The 20,840-nt window shown below is 41.0% G+C and carries 20 protein-coding genes and 1 tRNA gene; 3 read left to right on the top strand and 18 right to left on the bottom strand.

Annotated features, from left to right (window positions below):
- Positions 1 to 93 precede the first annotated feature (93 nt).
- The 3 genes from M1F74_RS10080 to M1F74_RS04695 are packed head-to-tail and all read left to right on the top strand — an operon-like array spanning position 94 to position 1,943.
- On the top strand, positions 94 to 225 hold the full coding sequence (locus M1F74_RS10080; RefSeq protein WP_000268696.1) for an SPJ_0845 family protein: 132 nt from the start codon (positions 94 to 96) through the stop codon (positions 223 to 225).
- The gene (locus M1F74_RS04700) at positions 226 to 1,131 is read left to right on the top strand and encodes a permease (protein WP_247946441.1); all 906 of its coding nucleotides are present in this window, start codon (positions 226 to 228) and stop codon (positions 1,129 to 1,131) included.
- On the top strand, positions 1,128 to 1,943 hold the full coding sequence (locus M1F74_RS04695) for a TIGR03943 family putative permease subunit (protein WP_084920744.1): 816 nt from the start codon (positions 1,128 to 1,130) through the stop codon (positions 1,941 to 1,943). The genes M1F74_RS04700 and M1F74_RS04695 overlap by 4 nt, the downstream gene beginning before the upstream one ends.
- A gap of 91 nt (positions 1,944 to 2,034) precedes the next feature.
- Here the strand turns inward: M1F74_RS04695 and M1F74_RS04690 are convergent, their stop codons facing one another.
- The 18 genes from M1F74_RS04690 to M1F74_RS04605 all read right to left on the bottom strand — a co-directional run bounded on the left by M1F74_RS04690 (position 2,035) and on the right by M1F74_RS04605 (position 20,683).
- A complete protein-coding gene (locus M1F74_RS04690) occupies positions 2,035 to 2,448 on the bottom strand; it encodes a type II toxin-antitoxin system death-on-curing family toxin (protein ID WP_000219494.1) in 414 nt (137 codons plus the stop codon).
- Complete coding sequence (locus tag M1F74_RS04685) at positions 2,445 to 2,681, bottom strand: AbrB family transcriptional regulator (protein ID WP_000260599.1); 237 nt, start codon at positions 2,679 to 2,681, stop codon at positions 2,445 to 2,447. The genes M1F74_RS04690 and M1F74_RS04685 overlap by 4 nt, the downstream gene beginning before the upstream one ends.
- A 357-nt stretch (positions 2,682 to 3,038) precedes the next feature.
- The gene (locus M1F74_RS04680; protein ID WP_247946440.1) at positions 3,039 to 3,965 is read right to left on the bottom strand and encodes a bifunctional riboflavin kinase/FAD synthetase; all 927 of its coding nucleotides are present in this window, start codon (positions 3,963 to 3,965) and stop codon (positions 3,039 to 3,041) included.
- Positions 3,966 to 4,108: 143 nt separating this feature from the next.
- A complete protein-coding gene (gene smc / locus M1F74_RS04675) occupies positions 4,109 to 7,648 on the bottom strand; it encodes a chromosome segregation protein SMC (protein ID WP_247946439.1) in 3,540 nt (1,179 codons plus the stop codon).
- Positions 7,639 to 8,337 carry a ribonuclease III gene (rnc, locus tag M1F74_RS04670; protein ID WP_247946438.1) on the bottom strand — a complete coding sequence of 233 codons (699 nt, stop codon included), beginning with the start codon at positions 8,335 to 8,337 and terminating at the stop codon, positions 7,639 to 7,641. Before rnc ends, smc begins: the two co-directional genes overlap by 10 nt.
- Before the next feature lie 182 nt (positions 8,338 to 8,519).
- A tRNA-Arg gene (locus M1F74_RS04665) sits at positions 8,520 to 8,591 on the bottom strand.
- A gap of 67 nt (positions 8,592 to 8,658) precedes the next feature.
- Positions 8,659 to 9,645 (bottom strand): GMP reductase, encoded by a 987-nt coding sequence (locus M1F74_RS04660; protein ID WP_000931191.1) that lies wholly within the window; start codon positions 9,643 to 9,645, stop codon positions 8,659 to 8,661.
- A gap of 175 nt (positions 9,646 to 9,820) precedes the next feature.
- Positions 9,821 to 11,140 (bottom strand): McrC family protein, encoded by a 1,320-nt coding sequence (locus tag M1F74_RS04655; RefSeq protein WP_247946437.1) that lies wholly within the window; start codon positions 11,138 to 11,140, stop codon positions 9,821 to 9,823.
- The gene (locus M1F74_RS04650) at positions 11,124 to 12,752 is read right to left on the bottom strand and encodes an AAA family ATPase (RefSeq protein WP_033606326.1); all 1,629 of its coding nucleotides are present in this window, start codon (positions 12,750 to 12,752) and stop codon (positions 11,124 to 11,126) included. Before M1F74_RS04650 ends, M1F74_RS04655 begins: the two co-directional genes overlap by 17 nt.
- Before the next feature lie 161 nt (positions 12,753 to 12,913).
- Positions 12,914 to 13,693 carry an L-threonylcarbamoyladenylate synthase gene (locus M1F74_RS04645; protein WP_000160503.1) on the bottom strand — a complete coding sequence of 260 codons (780 nt, stop codon included), beginning with the start codon at positions 13,691 to 13,693 and terminating at the stop codon, positions 12,914 to 12,916.
- A gap of 25 nt (positions 13,694 to 13,718) precedes the next feature.
- Positions 13,719 to 14,312 (bottom strand): 3-isopropylmalate dehydratase small subunit, encoded by a 594-nt coding sequence (leuD, locus tag M1F74_RS04640; protein WP_000410623.1) that lies wholly within the window; start codon positions 14,310 to 14,312, stop codon positions 13,719 to 13,721.
- Positions 14,313 to 14,321: 9 nt separating this feature from the next.
- On the bottom strand, positions 14,322 to 15,704 hold the full coding sequence (leuC, locus tag M1F74_RS04635; protein ID WP_247946436.1) for a 3-isopropylmalate dehydratase large subunit: 1,383 nt from the start codon (positions 15,702 to 15,704) through the stop codon (positions 14,322 to 14,324).
- Between the two features lie 3 nt (positions 15,705 to 15,707).
- Entirely contained in the window at positions 15,708 to 15,977 is a 270-nt protein-coding gene (locus M1F74_RS04630) for a DUF1294 domain-containing protein (RefSeq protein WP_000762442.1), read from the bottom strand.
- The gene (gene leuB / locus M1F74_RS04625) at positions 15,974 to 17,011 is read right to left on the bottom strand and encodes a 3-isopropylmalate dehydrogenase (RefSeq protein ID WP_247946435.1); all 1,038 of its coding nucleotides are present in this window, start codon (positions 17,009 to 17,011) and stop codon (positions 15,974 to 15,976) included. Before leuB ends, M1F74_RS04630 begins: the two co-directional genes overlap by 4 nt.
- Before the next feature lie 11 nt (positions 17,012 to 17,022).
- Positions 17,023 to 18,585, bottom strand: a complete 1,563-nt coding sequence (locus M1F74_RS04620; protein ID WP_247946434.1) for a 2-isopropylmalate synthase — start codon at positions 18,583 to 18,585, stop codon at positions 17,023 to 17,025.
- A 313-nt stretch (positions 18,586 to 18,898) separates the two neighbouring features.
- Complete coding sequence (locus tag M1F74_RS04615) at positions 18,899 to 19,555, bottom strand: MmcQ/YjbR family DNA-binding protein (protein ID WP_247946433.1); 657 nt, start codon at positions 19,553 to 19,555, stop codon at positions 18,899 to 18,901.
- Between the two features lie 43 nt (positions 19,556 to 19,598).
- Entirely contained in the window at positions 19,599 to 20,231 is a 633-nt protein-coding gene (locus M1F74_RS04610; RefSeq protein WP_247946432.1) for a copper homeostasis protein CutC, read from the bottom strand.
- 92 nt (positions 20,232 to 20,323) lie between these two features.
- Complete coding sequence (locus M1F74_RS04605; protein WP_247946431.1) at positions 20,324 to 20,683, bottom strand: YbaN family protein; 360 nt, start codon at positions 20,681 to 20,683, stop codon at positions 20,324 to 20,326.
- Positions 20,684 to 20,840 lie beyond the last annotated feature (157 nt).

The raw sequence follows: 20,840 nt of genomic DNA, 5'->3' as shown, positions 1-20,840 counted from the left end.
TGTTTTTACCTCTTTGATTATCAAAATAAAAATAATCCCTTTTCCGAAAAATAATAGTATAATAGAGGTAGAATTTAGAAACGAGGTAGGCCCATGGCTGTTAAATTTACAAAAACTGATGACTTGGACAAGATGTTTGAAGAGTTTGCCAAACTTCCTGACTTAACACAAGTCACTTTCCCAGATGACAAAGACAAAAAAGAAAAAGTTGAGAAGAAAAAATAGATGACGATTTTCCAATCTCTTCCTCCTAGCATCTTACAAGCAGGGGCTATTTTTCTCTCTATCATGATTGAAGCCCTTCCTTTTGTCTTGATTGGGAGTCTAATTTCGGGGTGGATTGAGGTCTATATCACGCCTGATAAAGTTTATGAGTTTCTTCCTCGCAATCGTTGGGGGAGGATCTTTTTTGGTACCTTCATTGGTTTTCTCTTTCCTTCTTGTGAGTGTGGAATCGTCCCGATTATCAATCGTTTTTTGGAAAAAAAGGTGCCCAGCTATACAGCAGTTCCCTTTCTGGTGACTGCTCCCATCATCAATCCTATCGTTCTTTTCGCTACCTATTCTGCCTTTGGCAATTCAATAAAACTTGCCTTCTTGCGAGCGCTGGGAGCCATTGTGATTGCTTTGGTTATGGGGATTTTCCTAGTATTTTTCTGGAAGGAACCCATTCAAAAAGAGAATCCTATCGCTTGCCATGAACATGATTTTTCGCACTTGAGTCCTGCTAGAAAAGTCTTTCAGGTCTTTATACAGGCCATTGATGAGTTTTTCGATATGGGGCGTTACTTGGTCTTTGGCTGTCTCTTTGCTGCTATCGTGCAGGTCTATGTCCCGACTCGGATCCTGACCTCTATCAGTGCTAGTCCAGTCCTTGCGATTCTCTTGCTCATGTTTCTAGCCTTTCTCCTCTCTCTTTGTAGCGAGGCGGACGCCTTTATCGGAGCTTCTCTCCTCTCGAGCTTCGGCCTAGCGCCAATCCTTGCTTTTCTAGTCATTGGCCCCATGCTTGATATCAAAAATCTCCTCATGATGAAACACTATCTCAAAGCGCGCTTCATCTGGCAATTCACGGGCATCGTGACTCTGCTTGTCTTACTTTATTCTTACATGATGGGGGTGATGTTATGATTCGATTTATCATTCTATTGGGCTATTTTGCTCTGACCCTTTATCTACAGCTATCTGGCAAGCTTAACCACTACATTAACCTCCACTATTCCTATCTAATCTATATTTCTATGGTCCTTTCTCTTCTGTTGGCTCTGGTCCAATTCTATATCTGGATCAAGAAAATCAACTCTCACAGCCATTTGGAAAGCCGTCGAGCTAGACGAATCAGCATCCTTTTACTGTCTCTACCTCTCTTGATTGGAATTGCCTTTCCCACAGTAAGTTTGGACTCAAGAACCGTATCTGCCAAAGGCTATCATTTCCCACTCGCTGAGGGGATCGATACTGCTATTCAGGCAAGCGAAGGCACATCCAGTCAATACCTCAAACCCGATACCAGTAGCTATTTTTCCAAGTCTGCTTATGAAAAGGAAATGAGGACTACAGCTAATAAATACCTCGCCCAGCCAACCATTCAAGTCACAGATGAAAACTATATGGAGGTCATGGAAGTTCTCTATGACTATCCACAAGAGTTTGAAGGAAAGCAAATCGAGTTTACAGGCTTTGTCTATAACGATCCTAGTCATCCAGATAGCCAGTTCCTCTTTCGCTTTGGTATTATTCACTGTATCGCAGACTCTGGTGTATATGGGCTCTTGACCAAGGGAAACTCACGCCAGTATCCTGACAATACCTGGATTACCGCTAGGGGAACCCTGACACTCCACTACCATAAAGAACTCAAACAAAAACTCCCAACACTGGAAGTTGAGAGTTTCACCAAAGTAGACAAACCAGAAAATCCTTATGTCTATCGTGTGTTTTAATAAAAAGAGACAATATTAGAGTTTCTGCATTACAGAATTCTAATATTGTCTTTTCATTTTTTCTTATGCTCTTTCAATCCAGCATACTATCTTACTTTTTGACCTTTTCTCTGACAGAATGTTCAGAAACCCATTTAGAATAGCTTATCATTTTTTCATCAGTTAAAGCTTCTACCGCTATAGTCACGCACATATCAACCGCTTCTTCCACGGAAACAGAAAGGTGATAACCATTTAATTGTAAAAACTTCACCAAAACAAAGAAGGCTGTTCGTTTATTGGCGTTTGCAAAAACATGCTTCTTTATCAATTGGACAAATAATATTGTTGCTTTATCAAAAATTGTTGGATAAAGAGGTTTGCCAAAAACAAATTGTTCTGGTAAGTTCACAATCATATTTAACGCTGAAGGACTAACTGTTTGAATTTGCTCATTTGGAGAATACCGTTGAATTGCTAAAGAATTGATTTTTTCAATTTGCTTTTCTGATAGATAGACCGTCATTTTTCCACCAAAGCTTTGAAAACATCGTCGTATTCATCAAAAATTGTATCCAATTTTAAGTCAAAGGCATCATCAGAAACATAAGAAACCTGATGATCCAATTCTTCAGGAGTAAAGATAATTTCGCCACTTGGTAACAATTTCGCTTCGTATTTTACACCACTTGGAATATTGAATTCACTAGGAATGGTAATGGTGATTGAATTTCCTTGTTTTCTTGTTTTTACGACCATCTGATTTCCTCCTTTGAAGTATTATAACAAATAATTACCGTAATTACAATGATAGTGTAAAACTGCTATCTCCTCTCAAAGCTTATCCAAATATTCCTGCATAAGTGATTTTTTCAAAGTTTCTAATTCTTCCAGAGGTTTTTGAATTGCAAATTGTGATTTTGCTCGTTCTATCATAGGTTCAGTATTTATTAGAGGATTTTCGTTTCCTCTAGTCTCTTTTCTTTGGTTTTTAAAGTTATGAATATCACTATTTTAACAGATTTTCAATCAAGCTTCAATTATGTTTCTCTCTATAAAAATTTCTTTCAAAAATAAAAAAGCAAACGCAAAATATGGTTCACTTTTTTAACTCTTCTATTCTCCATCCTTCCAGTTCCGAGCAATCTCTTCGTCTTTCTGGAGTTGGTCTACGAGCTCTTCGATGGAGTCAAATTTGACCATATCACGGACACGGTCTAGCCAGTAGACCATGACTGTCTCACCGTAAATATCATCTGAAAAGTCAAAAATATTGACTTCAAAACGTGGTTCTTCGCCATCAAAGGTGACATTTTTGCCAACGCTCGCCATGCCACGATATTTTTGACGTTGCACCTCGACTTCGACTACGTAAACACCGTCTGCTGGCATATAGGTTCGATCTCTGAGGACCAAATTGGCTGTTGGATAACCGATAGTCCGCCCACGAGCATTTCCATGAACGACCATGCCACGAGATGGGAGCGGAGTGCCGAGAAGATGATTGACTTCCCTGACATCTCCATCAAGAATAGCTTGGCGAATCCGTGTGGAACTGATCTTGCCCTTTTCGTCCTCGACCGGAGGAACAATGATAATCTCTCCATCAAAATAATCCTTCAGGTCATCCGCAGTTTTCTTATCTGAACCAAACGTGTAATCAAATCCCGCTACGATAATGGCTGGTTTTAAAGCTCTAACATAAGTATCAAAGAATTCTTGACCCGTTAAACTAGCAAATTTGCTACTAAAGTCAAGTAAGAAGAGAGCCTCTACTCCGTGCCACTTCATCTTGTGCTCCCGTTCCTCGTGATTGACGATGTGAAGCATGAGCTCAGGTTGATAAGGTTGTAAGGCAAGTTTTGGCGACTCTGTAAAGGTCATCACGACAACTGGCAGATAGTCTTTCATCGAAGCCTTGCTGGCCACTTCAAAAAGTTTCTGATGCCCCTTGTGGATACCATCAAAATAACCTAGTACAAGGACTGTTTTTCCCGGTACTGCAATGTCTTTTTCGTTCTTAATAGGTACTGTTGTAATCATGAAACTATTATATCATAGAGCAAGTCTTTTCGCTAAGAGGAAATCCCAAATGTCGTTTTTTGCGTCTGAACTGACCTTGATAGACAATTCAAGTTATGAGTTTTAAAAAATAGCACCTCCTAAGAGATGCTATCGTTTAGTAACTAGTCTACTGTCTCTTCCAAGTCTTTTAACTTAACTGAAACAATCTTAGACACACCTGATTCTTGCATGGTAACTCCATAGATAGAATCCGCTGCCGCCATCGTTCCCTTACGGTGGGTCACTACGATAAACTGGCTATCCTTGTCAAATCGATTGAGGTAATCCCCAAAACGTTTAACATTGGCTTCATCAAGTGCCGCCTCTACCTCGTCCAAGATAACAAAAGGAATAGTTTTGACTCGGATAATTGAGAAGAGCAAAGCCAGAGCCGATAGGGCTTTTTCACCACCACTCATGAGGTTGAGAGATTGGATTTTCTTACCTGGTGGTTGGACAGAAATCTCCACACCAGCTGTTAAAAGATCGCCCTCAGTTAATATCAAGTCTGCCTGACCTCCACCAAACATCTGTCTAAAGGTCACTTTAAAGGACTCACGGATAGCCTCAAAGGTTGATTTGAATCGTTCCTTAACCTCATCATTCATCTCTGTGATGGTCTCAAGGAGTAGGTTTTTCGCAGACAAAATATCATCTCGTTGGCTATTGAGGAAATCCAGACGGTTGTGAACTTCTTCGTACTGGTCAATAGCGTCCAAGTTGACAGGACCCAGCGAGCGAATAGCCTTCTCTAAATCCTTAACCTCTTGCTCCGCCAGATTTAGATTTTCCAGTTCATGAGCCTTTTCTAGCGCCTCTGTGTAGCTGATCTGGTACTGGTCTGTTAATTGAGCTTGTAGGTAGCGCAAGCGTTCGCTGACTTTTTCCTTCTTAGCTTCAGCACGTGTTTGTTTGCGAATCCACTCCTCATTCTGCTGACGAGCCTGATCCAAATGACTGTCAATATCATCTAGTTGACCTTCGATATCATCCAATTCAAACTGCTTGCGAATCAGACCTTGTTGAAGATTGGTTTTCTGAGTTTTGGCCTCTTCCACCTGCTGGCTTAGTAAATCCGTATCCACTTTCTCAAGATTATCAACTTTTTCTTGGAGGAGACGCTGGATTTCCTCTTGCTCGATATCCAGATTATCCAGTTCCTTGCCTAGGCGTTCAATATCAGTAACTTCGTACCGCTTCTGTCCTTGCAGTTCAGACTTAAGCAAGCGCGCTTGAGAAATCTGTTCCTGCAAGTTTTGATAGCGTTCTTGAATAGCGTTTTTGTTAGACTTAATCTCTTCAATCTCAGCTTCCAGATTTTGCTTTTCACTGGAAATGGTGGTAAGGCGCTCTTGGCATTTTTCCTTGTCTGCTTGCCAATCTCCTTCAGTAAGGCGATTTAATTCCTCTTCTTGAAGTTTCCAAAGCGTTTCCAGTTCTTCGACCTGCTGATTGGTTTGTTGATAAGCAAGATACAAACCTTGCTCCTGAATACGAGCTTGCTCACCTTGAGATTTGATAGCTTCTAATCTTTCTGCCAATACCGCCATCTCATCTTGCAAGGTCTTCAAACTCGCTTCTTCTGACCGCAAGTCAGCTTCTTCTTCAGCAATTTCTTTTTGTAATTGCTCTAGCTCTGGCTTGATGAAGATACTGTTGTTTTGACGATTGGCACCCCCCGCGTAGGAACCACCTGTACGCAACTCTGTCCCATCCAGTGTCACCATACGAACCTGATAACGAACTTGGCGAGCTGCGGCACGCGCATGTTCTACAGTATCAAAGATAGCCGTCGTAGCAAGCAAGTTTTTGAAAATGGCTTCTAATCTCTTGTCAAACGACACCAACTCATCTGCCATACCCAGAAAGCCTGGACTCGATGCGATAGCATCCTGATTCTGACTAGAAATTGTACGCGCCTTGATAGTCGTCAATGGAAGGAAGGTCGCACGACCCGCTCTATTGCGTTTGAGTAAATCAATAGCCTTGGTTGCCGCTTGCTCATCTTCTACAATGATATGCTGACTGCTGGCTCCAAGCGCAATTTCTAGGGCGGTTTGATAATGAACATCAAAGGTCAGATGCTCACTAACTGCACCAATGATCCCACCAAGACGGTCTTTTTCTTGGAGAACACTCTTAACACCCGCATAAAAATTACTATGATTTCTTAGGATGTTTTCCAAACTTTGAGCTCTAGCCTGCTTGTTTTTGAGACTGTCCAGACGATCAAAGAGTTGACTCTGCTGGGCTTGGTAAGAAACTTTCTGTTCCTCTTGTTCCTTGGCAATAGCTTGGTAGTCTGCCAATAATGTCTGAACCTGCTCCTTAGCAGCCTCAAGCTCGGCCTTTTGTTGACTCGCTTTCTCTTTAGCTGTAGCCAGTTGCTCTTTTAATTTCTCCAACTGATCTTCTTGTTTTTGAGATAGTTGACGGCTGTTTTCCAACTCATTCTCGATGCGGGTCAGTTGGTTTGAGACATCCGCTTCTTCTTGTAAAAGGGCTACAAAACGTTCACGCAAGAGCTCAATCATTTGGTCAGGATCATCTGAAAATGCCAACAATTCTGCTTCTAGGCGATTGAGTTCCTTGTTGTTTTCAGCTAAACTTTCCTCTAACTGTTCCAAGTTCGCTTCTTTTTCAGCCTTCTCTTTACTTAGAGCCTTTTTCTTATCTTCCAAAGCAGTCAAACGGGCTTGTGCTTCTTGTTGATTAAGGGCAACTTGCTCGGACTCCAATTTTGAAAGGGCTAATTTTCTCTCTAAATCACTTATCAGATTCGTCAGATCCATCAAGCTTCCTTGGTCTTTGGACATTTGAGCTTGGAGATCTTGGCGTTTCTTTTTAAGAGTTTGATTTTCTTCTTCTAACTCTTCACGTTTTTGGTAATAGCTAGTCAAAAGCTCCTGAACCTGAGTTAGTTCTTCTTCTGTCAACTCAAGTTCAGCCTTGTTTTCCTTGATTTGGGCAACCAGTACATCCAAGTAAATAGCCTTACGTTGACCATCCAGGTCCAGAAACTTACGAGCATTCTCAGCTTGTTTGGCAAGAGGCTTGATTTGATTGTCCAACTCATAGATAATATCCTCTAAACGGTCTAGATTGTCTTGAGTTTGCTGTAGTTTGCTTTCTGTTTCTTTTCTACGAGTCTTGTACTTTAAAACTCCAGCAGCTTCTTCAAAAATAGCTCGACGCTCTTCAGGCTTGGAGTTAAAAATCTCCTCTACCTTCCCTTGGGAAATGATGGAGAAGGAATCCCGTCCCAAACCTGTATCCAAGAAAAGGTCATGTATATCACGCAAACGGACTTTCTTGCCATCAATTCGATACTCGCTATCTCCACTACGGTAGATATGGCGTTCTACCTTAATAACTTGCCCCGCATCCTTGATAAAACCATCTTCATTGTCCAAGGTCACAACAACAGAGGCATAATTGAGCGGTTTACGACTTTCAGTTCCAGCAAAGATTACGTCGGGCATCTTACCGCCACGAAGGCTCTTGACACTAGACTCCCCCAAGGCCCATCGTAGACTTTCTGTGATATTTGACTTCCCAGAACCATTTGGCCCAACAACTGCCGTCACACCTTGGTCAAAGACGACTTTGGTCTTATCAGCAAAGGACTTGAATCCCTGGATCTCAATTTCCTTTAAATACATGAATCCAGCCCTTTCTCCACTGCATTTTTTGCAGCTTCTTGCTCTGCCAATTTTTTAGAACGCCCTTGGCCTTTTCCGATACTCTTGCCCTCAACCAGAACTTCTACATCAAAAACCTTATCATGAGCAGGTCCCGTTTCAGAGGTCACCTGGTAGCGAATGTCCACATCTCCATTAACTTGGAGCAACTCTTGCAGGTGTGTCTTGTAATCCTTAATCATTTCAAAGTCACCTACTTCAACCTTGGGAATCATGACCTGATAGATAAACTCTTTTACCCTAGCAACATCCTTGTCTAAAAGCAACGCTCCCAGAAAGGCTTCAAAGGCATCACCAAGAATGGTGTCACGATTGCGCCCACCAGATTTTTCTTCTCCTTTTCCTAGCTTGATAAACTGATCAAACCGGCAATCACGCGCAAAACCAGCCAAACTCTCCTCTCGTACAATCATGGCACGAAGTTTTGACAAATCTCCCTCTGGTTTCTTAGGATATTTCTTATATAGATACTCCGAAATCAATAATTGCAGAACAGCGTCTCCTAAAAATTCCAAGCGCTCATTGTGTGAAATTTTTAAGAGGCGGTGCTCATTGGCATAACTCGTATGAGTAAAAGCCGTTTCCAATAAATTCTTGTCTGCAAATTCGATTGCAAAACGCTTCTTTAGTACAGTTTGTAATTCTTTCATACCAACCTCTTTCTAACTGATAACAGTCTTTCTTATTATATCAAAAAAAGCCCCCTGAGTCACTTTAAAACGGGACTAGAGGGGATTTGAGCATTTTTTAGAATAAAATTTCCAATTTTAGGGGCAAATTTAGGTCGAGATAAAGAAAAAGCCTTATTTAAGGCTTTCATAGGCTTTTTACATCCACCCTGAGGGAATCGAACCCCCATCTCAAGAACCGGAATCTTACGTGATATCCATTACACTAAGGGTGGAAACTTGTTTTATTATAACAGAAATTTGCTCTAATAACAAGTTTTTTATGGGTGGGTTAAGCGTCCATTAGTGGGAAGCATCCCCGTTCCAGATAGAGTTTTTCACGATAACATAATCAACGTGCTTGAGGTCAGCAACCTTGCGTCCACCTGCATAAGAGATAGCACTTTGCAAATCCTGCTCCATCTCAGTAAGGGTGTCTTGCAAGTGTCCTTTGGCAGGAAGTAAGATGCGTTTTCCTTCTACATTTTTATAAGCTCCTTTTTGGTATTGAGAAGCCGAACCATAGTATTCTTTGAACTGTTCGCCATCGACTTCAATCGTTTTCCCTGGGCTTTCGATGTGTCCCGCAAAAAGGGAACCAATCATGACCATGCTAGCACCGAAACGGATAGACTTGGCAATGTCACCGTGTGTACGAATCCCACCATCAGCAATAATCGGTTTGCGAGCAGCTTTTGCACACCAGCGAAGAGCAGCCAACTGCCAACCACCTGTCCCAAAACCAGTCTTGACCTTGGTGATACAAACCTTACCAGGACCGATTCCAACCTTAGTAGCATCGGCACCAGCATTTTCCAATTCACGCACAGCTTCTGGTGTCCCTACATTACCAGCAATGACAAAAGTATCTGGTAATTCCTTCTTGATGTGTTGAATCATAGAAATCACGCTATCCGCATGACCATGAGCAATGTCAATCGTGATGTATTCCGGAGCATCAGCCTTGAGCTGGCTAACAAAGTCATACTCGTAATCCTTAACACCAACAGAAATGGAAGCAATGAGCCCTTGATCGTGCATACGTTTGATAAAAGGAATGCGTCCCGCTTCATCAAAACGATGCATAATGTAGAAGTAACCGCCTTTAGCAAGTTGCTCTGCTACGTTCTCATCCAAAATCGTCTGCATATTTGCTGGCACAACAGGTAGTTTAAAAGTGTGTTTTCCAAACGTAATACTTGTATCCGCTTCTGAACGGCTTTTAATCACACATTTATTAGGGATCAACTGAATATCTTCGTAATCAAAAATTGGAAATTCATTTAACATATCGATGTCTCGTTTCTTTTATAATGACCTACCTATGCTTGCGCATCCCTACGCCTTTTCCCGACGTTTCCTTGATTTATTATAAACCAAAGTACAGTTTTTGTCAAATATTTTCAATAATCAAATTATATTGTTCGGAAATTACTTGTGTAAATGGTAAGAGAAAGAGGAGAGATTAGATTCTCCCCACTTCTTCATCAATAATCGCTTTAAAATTTTCTTCTGAATTTTCCATCATTTTACAAAATTCATTGTAAGATGAAGCATTCTGAGGGATTTGTATAGACAATTTCTTCAACAAAGCTCCATAACCTGCTAGCTTTCCTATCTCATTATCAACAACCTTTTGCTTGCTCGGAAAAACAAGACCAGCTTTCTCAACTTTTAAAATATAAGAATAGGAAATCAGCTGGAATAAGTCCTCACGGTTGATTCCTTTTTCAGTGAACTCCAGTTCTTTATATTTAGCATCTAAAACTATTTTTAACTCTTTATGATAAAAATCTGGAAATACTTTTCTTTCACGGTCAGAAAATACTGAAATTCCGTCCGTCTTATCCTTATTTCGTGGATGGATGAAAACTTTTGGCAACAAGGTATAAACATACTCTTCCCAAAGCCAGGAAACATCAAAAAGAATACCATGGATTTTTTGCTCTTGATATCCTAACCCATGTTTCTCTCTATTTAGAATCATCAGGCAAAGCTCTTGCAACTTTCTGTACTCGTGAAAGTATGCATGACGTATAGGTTTAGATTGATTTCCCCGAATAATCTTAGCACGATCAGCTAGTTTATAATATGGTGTTACTCGCACGATTTCTGCCACATTTTCACGACTAGTTAAGAGATTATCAAGGAGCCCTTGCCCAATGATTTTCTGATTCTTAATGTACTCAATCGTATGCCGAATCAATTGCATGAGTGAATTATCATAGGTAAACTCTCTCGTTGTGTAGGCGATATTTCCCATAAAAGGAACATTCCTCTTAAGATGATTTCCTACATCTATCACTCCCTTTACATGACTGTCGTTATGAGAAAATCTCTGGTATTCCTTATAAAGACCTTTTCGGAGAGCCGCTTGCAGATATTTTGGAAAGAGGTAAATCAAAAGTTGATAGAGTCTATCCTCTTGAGATAGACCGACATCCAAACTATTCAGATTGATATTGAGAACCTTTTGTAAAAGATAATGTAAAAAATGGTCGTTACTTTCATCAGAAAAACGAGAGGAAATCGTTAATCTTTCCTGACCGCATCCCAGAAAACCAATCACATTGCCTGTCTTGATTTCCTGATTAACTGTTTCCAAAATCTTTTGGTCCTTGTCTAAATCAGGAGAATTCATCAAATCATTTGGAAAAATAAAAATATTGTCCTCTTGAGATAGGTTATCTAGTGTTCTATCAAGGAGCGCTTGACTTAGGTTGGGAAATTCTGCGACAAAGTCTTCTCTAGCAATTCTATGCTGATTATCAGTTATCCGCATCATTATCACCAGTATCTTGCTGATCTGTTTGCTCTTTATTTGTCAGATCAAATGCTTTTTTCAATGTATCCAGAGTTTCGGCCTCCTCATAAGAACCACGTAAGTAATCTTCCAATAGAGGTTTGAGGTAATCAGACCAGAGTAACTCATAGTCAAAATCCACTTCTTCCAACTTAAGGAAATAACTTGGTCCGATATGATAATGACTGTTTAACTCCTGAACGTTTTTGATAGCAGCGTTCAAGTTTCTTAAACGTTTTTTCGCTTCTTCCTCATGTCCATCTAGTTTCTTATCTAGAATGTATAACTGGCTTTCAGCAGTAACTTCAACAAAACGGAAACGACGACGCATAGCAAAATCAAAGGTATCTACTGAACGGTCAATATCATTCATTGTTCCGATGATGTAGACATTTTCAGGGATATAAAATTTCTCATCCGTCTCATGTAAATTAGCATACTGGGTGGAAACACTCCCCCTTTCGCCACGATATTCAGGATCAATAGAGAAAAAGAGTTCCCCAAAAATCTTAGAAATCTCCCCACGGTTGATTTCATCGATGATGAAAACGAATTTCTTGTCTGTGTCAATCGTTGGAGATACATAATCACATAATCCATAACTTTCTTTCATGTGATCCAAAACAATTTTTTGATAAGTTTCGTACTTTAAATTAGTCTCTTCACCCTTGTACAAAAGATACACTTTTTCTTTGGTAGCAACAGGAGAATCAAACTTCACATTCCCTTGACTGTTTAGACTGGCTGGAACAGAACTACGAGGAAAGAAGTATTGTCCTTGCTTTTCATTGATAGCATCCGTTAGCCTAGTCCACGTTTCCTCAAAATTATCTTGGCCTCCAGTTTTTTGAGCTTCTTTAGCCTTCTGACAAAACTTCTTAAAAATGCCGTCCTGCAAGCCAAAGTTAATCTGTCCATCATTTACCAGGATTGGTCTCAACCCCTCTACAAAATCCGTATAATCATAGGAAGGGTGAAACTGTACAAATTCGATTTGGTCTTCGTTGCCACCCGTTAATTCTTTGGCAATTTCTTTAGCAAGATAAGTTTTTCCTGTGCCAGGAGCACCACGGAGGATGAGGTTTTTGGATTTTTTTAATTTATCTAAATAATCGTTAATATTTTTATACATAACAATTTTCTCTATATTTTTTCTGTATGTACCATTTATAATAGATTTATATAAATTGATACGTTCTGAATTTCTATCCCAGTTGATGGTTTGTCTTGTACCTTTTTTACCTTGGTATTCCCATCCACCATCTACTTTCAACCATTTAACACCAATACAATGTTTAAATGTTTTTTTAGATTCGTCAAAATAATAAGGTTTCACACATTGACCAATTCCTAAAATTTCCTTAACCCCTGTGGTAGCTATTATGTAATCATCTTTTTTTATGTCATGAGCAAATTTCCAAATAAATTTATCTCTCTGTTTTCCCTGTTTCAATTCTTGAGGATTTTTATAATCTAGAATACTAGACAAATTAGAATCAAAATCTATACAAGCTATATTCTCTTCTTTAAATAGGGACCAAACTTTTCCACCTCCTCCTGCAACTATCATCCAATAATTTAATTTTTCTTCCATTTTGTAGCTCCATTTTCATATATAGACTAGTCAGTATTTAATATTTCAAAATCCTATTTCATATATAGAATATCATATCCTATAAAAAAAGAAAAGAATTTCTAAAGAAAAGTCCAGTGTAGAGACTTTATTCCCTCTCAACACTAGACTTCTTTTCAATATTAATAATACTCCCCTTGACGATAATCCCATGAGTTAAAGGTATCTGACAGGTGCATCATAATCTTATCAATGTCAAGCCCTTTACGGATCACAACTGGAGCTGGTGAGATTGAGCGAGCTCCTCCTTGTTCTGGGATGAGTTTACCATCTTTATCAACCATAGAAACCATCACCCCTTGTTCGTAGCGAGTTTCAATCGTTTTGTCAGGCTGGATTGATGCCACGTAGTCGTCTGCTTCAATGACAAGGTCCACTGCTCCTTCGATACGTTCTCCGATACCTTCCACCTTACCACGATTTCCTTTTCCAGATGGGTTAGCTGATGATGCGTATACCATTTTACCTTCTTCCCAAAGTTTAGCAGCCAACTGTTCACCAGCTTTACCAAACTTGATGACAAAACAGCTAGTACCACGCACGTCTGTCATGAGTTCTTCACGACCATCACCGTATGCTTTCAATTTTTCAAAGGCTTCTGGTTTCCAAGGAAGGATACAACCGAGGAGAATGTCTTCGTCCCAATGTTTTTGGTAGAAGGCTTCAATTTCTGGATTGAGTTGTGCTAAAGCGCGAAGCTCGTCCATGCTACCACAGAGAACAACCCCTGGTTTGTTACGGTTACGCTCTTTGGCTTCAAACTTGCGTTCAAGTCCTGCCTTATCGCTAGTCATGATGATATAACCAACCTTGGTAGGACAAACGATACATCCGCCCTCACCTTTTAAAATGTCATAGCCTTCTTGTGAAAGTGTTCCGTTCCATTGAATGTGTTTTGTCATAGTTCTATTTCCTTTTCTATTTTTTCTAATCCTGCCAGTAGGCTGGGCGTTGTTTTTCATAAGCAGCAATCAAATCTTCATACTGCAAGGTAATACCGATATCATCCAAACCATTTAAGAGCTTGTGTTTCCATTCGCTATCGATTTCGAAAGTGAAGACTCCAACTGGTGAGATGATTTTCTGTTGTTCCAAGTCCACGGTTATCTGATCGCTTGGTTGTAACTGGGCTAGTTTCTCTCTAACCTCTCTGGGTTGGACAATAGGTAACATACCATTATTGAGTTCATTATTGTAATGAATATCACCGAAAGACCCTGCAATCACGACCTTAAAACCATAGTCAGCTAATGCCCAAGCTGCGTGTTCCCTAGACGATCCTGCGCCAAAGTTATCCCCTGAGATGAGAATACTAGCTTTACGGTATTCTGGTCGGTTAAAGACAAAGTCTGGGTCCTCAGTATACTTGTCGTCCAGATAACGCCAAGCGTACATAAGGTACTTACCAAAACCTTTCTTATCAATTAACTTGAGAAACTGCTTGGGAAGGATTTGGTCAGTATCAATGTTATCATTCATAAGAGGAACGGTAGTTCCCGTATAAACTGTAAATTTCTCCATATCCTCTCCTTACTGGGCTTCTGGCATCTGTCGAACATCTACGAAACGCCCTGCGATAGCTGCCGCAGCTGCCATGGCTGGACTGCAGAGATGGGTCTTAGCACCAAAACCTTGTCTGTCCTCAAAGTTACGGTTGCTAGTTGAAGCGCAGTGGACACCATCTGGAACCTTGTCAGGATTCATCCCTAGACACATAGAACAACCTGGATCTCTCCACTCAAAACCAGCATCTAAGAATACTTTATCCAAGCCCAACTTCTCAGCAGCTCGTTTCACAGGACGAGAGCCCGGGACTACGATAGCCGTTAAGTTAGGAGCAATTTTCTTCCCTTTGACAAATCGCGCAGCCAGTTGTAAATCGCTGAGACGAGCATTGGTACAAGATCCAATAAAGATATAGCCTAGTTCAATATCTGCTGGCTTTTGACCAGGCTCCAAGTTCATGTAATTGTAGGCTCGCTCATCATTTATATCCTTAATTTCTGGGAAGCTACTGTCAAAGTCAACACCCATAGCAGGATTGGTTCCCCAAGTCACCATAGGAGCCAAGTCTGAGACATCCATCTGGATAACCTTATCATAGACAGCATCATCATCACTAACCAGTCTTTTCCAATCGTCTACTGCCACATCAAAATCCTTGGGAACACACTCGCGACCCTTTAAATAGTCATAAGTCTTCTGATCTGGATTCATGATTCCCATCTTAGAGCCAAACTCGATGGACATATTGCAGATGGTCATCCTCTCTTCCATGGTCAGTGCATCAATCGCTTGCCCACGATATTCAACTACATAGCCAACACCACAGGCAACGCCGTACTTGGCAATCAAGGCGAGAATGTAATCCTTGGAATAGACTCCTTTTTGAGGAACACCAGTGAATTCTACTAACATTTTCTTGGGTTTAACTTGCCAGAGTGTCTGAGTAGCGAAGACATGCTCGACCTCACTGGTTCCAATCCCAAAGGCGATAGCTCCGAAGGCTCCGTGAGTTGCTGTATGGCTGTCTCCACAGACGATGAATTTTCCTGGTTGAGTCCGTCCTGTTTCTGGACCAACCATATGAACGATTCCTTGTTTTTCAGAGCCGTGGGCCGCATGTTCGATCCCAAACTCCTCAACATTTTCAGCAAGCTTATCGATTTGCGCTTTCGAAATGACATCTCGAATATCGTAGATATTGACAGTCGGGACATTGTGGTCAAAGGTTCCAAATGTCAAGTCTGGTCGTCTCAATCTTCGACCTGCATCTCGCAATCCTTGAAAAGCTTGGGGACTGGTCACCTCGTGGATATAGTGCTGATCCACATACATGAGTTGGGGCTGCCCTTCTTCTCCAGTGATGACATGACGGTCCCATAATTTATCAAAAATCGATTTTCCTGCCATCCGTTACCTCCAAATAAAATATAAGGCTACTAGTGTAGTTACCATCCCGAGAAACCAAACTGTTTTAAAGTACCATTTTCTAGTTTTATGGTGAAAGGTGATTCCTGCCAACCAAGCACCAAAACCACCGCAGACAAGTGCTAAAGTCAATAATATTTTCTCTGGGATGCGCCAAGCACCTCTTCTTGCCTTGGATTTGTCAATGCCGTAAATCAAGAAAACCATGACATTCCAAATCAAAAGGACTAGAGTAATTTTTTCATCTAACTTCATAACCTTGCAATAATAGCTTCCGTCATTTCCTTGGTCGAAGCCTGACCTCCTATATCTTGCGTTAAAATTCCTGCTGCCAAACTGGCTTCTACTGCATGTTCGATACGCTCCGCATCCTCAAAACGTCCAAAACTATCTCTCAGCATCATGGCCACTGATAAAATCATGGAAATAGGATTGGCAATTCCTTGACCTGCAATATCAGGTGCTGAACCGTGAATGGGTTCATAGAGACTTGGGCCATTTTCAGAATGACTGGCTGATGGCATAACCCCAAGTGTGCCAGATAGAACGCTTGATTCATCAGATAAGATATCTCCGAAAAGATTTTCTGTCACGATGACATCAAACTTAGCAGGATTGGTAATCATGAGCATGGCAGCTGAGTCCACCAACTGGTGTTCCAAGATCACATCTGGAAAATCCTGTGCGACTTCCTCCGCCACTCTGCGCCAGAGTTTTGATGTGGCTAGAACATTTTGCTTATCGATACTAGTAACGATTTTTCTGCGACTTCTTGCGATTTCAAATGCCTTGCGAAGAATTCGCTCCTCTTCCTCATAGCTGTAGTCGTTGATATCACGCGCTTTTCGCTCTTCAAGGATATGATCCCCAAAGTAGATACCACCTGTCAACTCACGCACCACGACAAAGTCTACACCAGCAATTCGTTCCGGTTTGAGAGGTGACAAATGCTTGAGACTGTCAAAGATTTTTACGGGGCGAATATTAGCATAGAGATTGAGTTCCTTACGAAGCGCCAGCAGTCCTTGTTCAGGCCGAATCGCTGCCCCATCATACTGGGGACTACCGATAGCCGCCAGAAGGATAGCATCTGCTTCCCTACATGCCTTGAGGGTTTTATCAGGTAGGGGATGCCCCGTAGCATCAATCCCAGCACCACCAAAAGGTCGCCTTTCTATCTCATAGTCAAAGCCTGTTTTTTCAGCTAGGGCCTCCAAAACTTCCAAACCAGCTTCCATGATTTCTGGACCGATTCCATCCCCTGCTAGAGCTACTATTTTCTTTGTCATAGCCTTCTCCTTTACACACTAGGCATATCGCGGTAGGAAACACTATGCCCCATCTCACCAGCATTCTCCTTTTGAACAAAGGTATTGGCATTGATGTAGGCAATAGCCGAAGCCTTCAGTACATCGAAATCAAGCCCTGCTGCGTTAAAGATGGTCTCTGTATCTCTGTTTTCAACAGTGACCAAGACCCGAGCCTGGGCATCGATCCCATCTGTTACCGCATCAATGGTATAGGACACCAAGCGGACAGATTGGTTAAAGAACTTATCGATAGCGTTAAAGATCGCTTCAACGGAACCTTGTCCTGTCGCATTGAATTCGACCTTCTCACCATCCATATTAGCTAAGCTAACAAGTGCTTCAATGTCATTTTCCGCATGGGTTTGAAGTTGTAAATCATCAAAGTGGAATCCTTCTGGATTTTCAACCATGGTTCCAGCTACCAGAGCTCGAATATCTGCATCTGTGATTTCTTGCTTTTTGTCGGCTAGTGCCTTGAACTTAGCGAAGAGTGGTTTGATATCCTCTTCTGTAAAGTCTAGAGCCAATTCTCTTAGTTTCTCAACAAAGGCATGGCGACCAGACAATTTACCAAGCGGAAGACTATTGCTCTTAACACCGACCAATTCAGGTGTGATGATCTCATAAGTGAGAGGATTTTTAAGGACTCCATCTTGGTGAATACCAGACTCGTGAGAGAAGGCATTACCACCAACCACGGCCTTGTTTTTAGGAACTGGAATACCAGAGAAGCGAGAAACCATTTCTGACGTATTGATTGTCTCGTTTAGAATAATGCTTGTCTCGACTTGGTAGTAATCTTGGCGAATATTGAGAGCCACTGCAATTTCTTCAAGCGCAGCATTCCCAGCTCGCTCCCCAATACCATTGATAGTCCCTTCGACACGTCCTGCACCGTTCTTGACAGCAGAAAGGCTGTTAGCCACTGCCATTCCAAGGTCGTCATGACAGTGAGGTGAATAGATAATCTGACGATCGGTCTTGATATTCTCAATCAAATGTTTGAAAATAGCGCCGTACTCCTCTGGCGTGGTAAATCCTACTGTGTCAGGGATATTGATATAAGACGCCCCTGCATCGACCGCTGTTTGAACGACTTGCAAGAGGAAATCCAACTCTGTTCTAGTCGCATCTTCAGGAGAAAATTCGACGATTTCAAACTTAGAACGTGCATAAGAAACATGCTCCTTAATAGCTTCTAAAATCTCTTCCTTGCTCTTATTTAGCTTATACTTGCGGTGAATCGGACTGGTAGCGATAAAGACATGGACCTGTGGATACTTGGCATCCTTTAGCGCCTCGTAACAAGCATCAATATCAGACTTGACCGAACGTGCTAGACCAGTCACCGCTGTTTTTTTCAAGACTTTAGCAATCTCCTGAACTGCCTTAAATGAGTCTGGACTAGCAGCTGGAAAACCAGCTTCGATGGCTGAAATGCCCCACTTCTCCAGCTGCCTTGCAATGGCAATTTTTTCCTTGATTGAAAAGTTAACGCCAGGTGTCTGCTCTCCATCTCGAAGGCTGGTATCTAGAAATTCAACTGTTCGCATAAGATTTCCCCTTTTCCAAATATGGTTTAAAAAAACATCTCGCTCAGAAACCCAAGCGAGATGTTGATTTACTCCCGCTTGGTAAGCCAAACAGGACTAATGCTTTTGCACTAGCCCGAGTACCTCAACAACAAAGCAAATTGATTAAACTTAGCTGTTTTCATGTTTGACTTTCTCCTTCGTTTGATATCTTGTTTAGTATTCTAGCATAGGAAAAATCTCTTGTCAAGAAAAAATCCATTATTTTCTGAAAATTTCTTCAGTAAAGAATATTTTGCTAATTGAAAGTATTTAAAATCTCAAGTAAATTTCCCTATTTTTTCACGGTTAGGTTCCAACTTCTTTCTATCAATTTCAGTACCATTTCATCTGACAAAGTATCATCAAGTGCCATACTAATCCAGTAACGTTTGTTCATATGAAAGGCTGGGTAAATTCCCTTTTGCGAAAGCAAGTCAGCCACTTGGTCGTGTTTGAGGTTGACTGCTTCCACTAGCCCTTCTCTCCCCTTATCTAACTTATCCCATGGAATTCTCATCAAAACGGCATACCACTTTTGATTGTCTTCATGGCGCAATACAGCTGTATCAGGAGACTTTTCCCACAGATACTCCAACTGATTACCATACTTTTCCTGAACCTTATCCATGATACGCTTAGTCTGAGGACAGATAAAATCCTGCACATCAAAACAAGCCTTCCGAATCTGGTAGAGAATCTCCAAACAAGCCTCACGGACACTTCCGACAAAACTTCCCCGCATACTTTCCATATGTACTTGAGGATAGAGATCTCCCGTTTCCTGGTCAAAGACAAGAAAACTCACATTATCAGGAGTGATAGAGACTGTCATGAAAAAGTCACCCTGCAAAATCTGACAACTATAAGTCCAGACTTCCCCCATTTCTACAAAACCATAGGCATTAGCTTTTTCTTGATTAAACTGATAGGATTTAAAAATTTCAAACATAAGTGAAAACTGCTACCAAAAGCTAGCAGTTCCTTTCTATTTTTTAAAAGACAACCTTAGTTCCATGTAATTGTGTCACACCTAGCTGGTCGATAAAGGTTTGACGGTTGTCAAGGTCAATCCCTCCACCTGGTAAGATTTCAATTTTACCAGCTGCATGTTCCAAAATTCTGTGATAGTGAGCAAAACGTTCTTCTAGCGAGTCTCCAGACACACCAGCACGAGTTAATATACGAGTGAGACCAGCTTGGCTGAGCCAGTCAATGGCATCCAACTGGTCTTCATCACTTAATTCATCAAAGGCCATGTGGAAGACAATTTCCATTCCTTTAGATGCGGCAATCAGCTTCTCAAGATTAGCCTTATCCAACTTCTTATCAGCAGTTAATGCTCCAAATACAACACCTTGACTTCCAGCCTGAGCAGTCAAACGAATGTCTTCTAGCATGATCGCTATTTCAAGATCAGTATAGACAAAGTCGCCACCACGGGGACGAATCATGGTCATGATGGTGGTGTCGTAGTTAGCTGCCAGTTCAACCGCTGCCTTGGTCACTCCATAACTAGGTGTTGTTCCACCAACCGCTAGATTATCACAAAGTTCGATTCGACGAGCTCCAGCCTGTATCGCTTTTTCAAGCAAGGTCACATTTTCAGCACAAAATTCGTAAATCATTTGATTCTCCTTGATGTTTTCTTTAAATTTATTATATCATATTATTTTAAATATGCTTTCATTTTTATCAAGGCAAATTACTACTATTTTAACTATTCTTTGTCAGGAATGACTTTAAAAAGATAGTAGGTGATAAAGACAGTCAAGGCTCCCAGACCAATTTTGACTGCTAAAAGAGGGGCAAAATAAATAGAAATCCCCATCAAGATATAGATAGATACGATGATTTTTTTCTTTCGTTCTCGCGCGATTGACTTGGTTTCCCGAAAGTCAGCTACATAAGTCTGATAAAGCTTTGTATGATAAAGCCAGTCTTCAAAACGCTTAGAAGATTTTGAAAAGCAAGCGATAGCTAACAAAAGAAAGGGAGTTGTTGGTAAAAGTGGTAGGACAACTCCAATAACAGCTAAAGCCAGTGAAATAAAGCCAATACTGAGGTAAATGATACGCATGATTTCTCCTAGATAAATTACTCTTCCTCTAGTTTCGCATACAAGGAGGAAATTTGTCAAGCATCAACAAAAAAGAGCCTGAAATGAACTGCACCCCAAAAGTTAGACAGAAAGAATCTAACTTTTGGGGTGTTTTATTATGAAATTGAGTTATGAA

This window comes from Streptococcus oralis (assembly GCF_023109315.1).
Taxonomy (GTDB): Bacteria; Bacillota; Bacilli; order Lactobacillales; family Streptococcaceae; genus Streptococcus; species Streptococcus oralis_BS.
This window is presented reverse-complemented; position numbering and strand designations above follow the sequence as displayed.

Coding starts and splice junctions, on each gene's coding strand:
- M1F74_RS10080 (WP_000268696.1), top strand. CDS start 94: ATGGCTGTTAAATTTACAAAAACTGATGACTTGGACAAGATGTTTGAA.
- M1F74_RS04700 (WP_247946441.1), top strand. CDS start 226: ATGACGATTTTCCAATCTCTTCCTCCTAGCATCTTACAAGCAGGGGCT.
- M1F74_RS04695 (WP_084920744.1), top strand. CDS start 1,128: ATGATTCGATTTATCATTCTATTGGGCTATTTTGCTCTGACCCTTTAT.
- M1F74_RS04690 (WP_000219494.1), bottom strand. CDS start 2,448: ATGACGGTCTATCTATCAGAAAAGCAAATTGAAAAAATCAATTCTTTA.
- M1F74_RS04685 (WP_000260599.1), bottom strand. CDS start 2,681: ATGGTCGTAAAAACAAGAAAACAAGGAAATTCAATCACCATTACCATT.
- M1F74_RS04680 (WP_247946440.1), bottom strand. CDS start 3,965: ATGATTACAACAGTACCTATTAAGAACGAAAAAGACATTGCAGTACCG.
- smc (WP_247946439.1), bottom strand. CDS start 7,648: ATGTATTTAAAGGAAATTGAGATCCAGGGATTCAAGTCCTTTGCTGAT.
- rnc (WP_247946438.1), bottom strand. CDS start 8,337: ATGAAAGAATTACAAACTGTACTAAAGAAGCGTTTTGCAATCGAATTT.
- M1F74_RS04660 (WP_000931191.1), bottom strand. CDS start 9,645: ATGTTAAATGAATTTCCAATTTTTGATTACGAAGATATTCAGTTGATC.
- M1F74_RS04655 (WP_247946437.1), bottom strand. CDS start 11,140: ATGATGCGGATAACTGATAATCAGCATAGAATTGCTAGAGAAGACTTT.
- M1F74_RS04650 (WP_033606326.1), bottom strand. CDS start 12,752: ATGGAAGAAAAATTAAATTATTGGATGATAGTTGCAGGAGGAGGTGGA.
- M1F74_RS04645 (WP_000160503.1), bottom strand. CDS start 13,693: ATGACAAAACACATTCAATGGAACGGAACACTTTCACAAGAAGGCTAT.
- leuD (WP_000410623.1), bottom strand. CDS start 14,312: ATGGAGAAATTTACAGTTTATACGGGAACTACCGTTCCTCTTATGAAT.
- leuC (WP_247946436.1), bottom strand. CDS start 15,704: ATGGCAGGAAAATCGATTTTTGATAAATTATGGGACCGTCATGTCATC.
- M1F74_RS04630 (WP_000762442.1), bottom strand. CDS start 15,977: ATGAAGTTAGATGAAAAAATTACTCTAGTCCTTTTGATTTGGAATGTC.
- leuB (WP_247946435.1), bottom strand. CDS start 17,011: ATGACAAAGAAAATAGTAGCTCTAGCAGGGGATGGAATCGGTCCAGAA.
- M1F74_RS04620 (WP_247946434.1), bottom strand. CDS start 18,585: ATGCGAACAGTTGAATTTCTAGATACCAGCCTTCGAGATGGAGAGCAG.
- M1F74_RS04615 (WP_247946433.1), bottom strand. CDS start 19,555: ATGTTTGAAATTTTTAAATCCTATCAGTTTAATCAAGAAAAAGCTAAT.
- M1F74_RS04610 (WP_247946432.1), bottom strand. CDS start 20,231: ATGATTTACGAATTTTGTGCTGAAAATGTGACCTTGCTTGAAAAAGCG.
- M1F74_RS04605 (WP_247946431.1), bottom strand. CDS start 20,683: ATGCGTATCATTTACCTCAGTATTGGCTTTATTTCACTGGCTTTAGCT.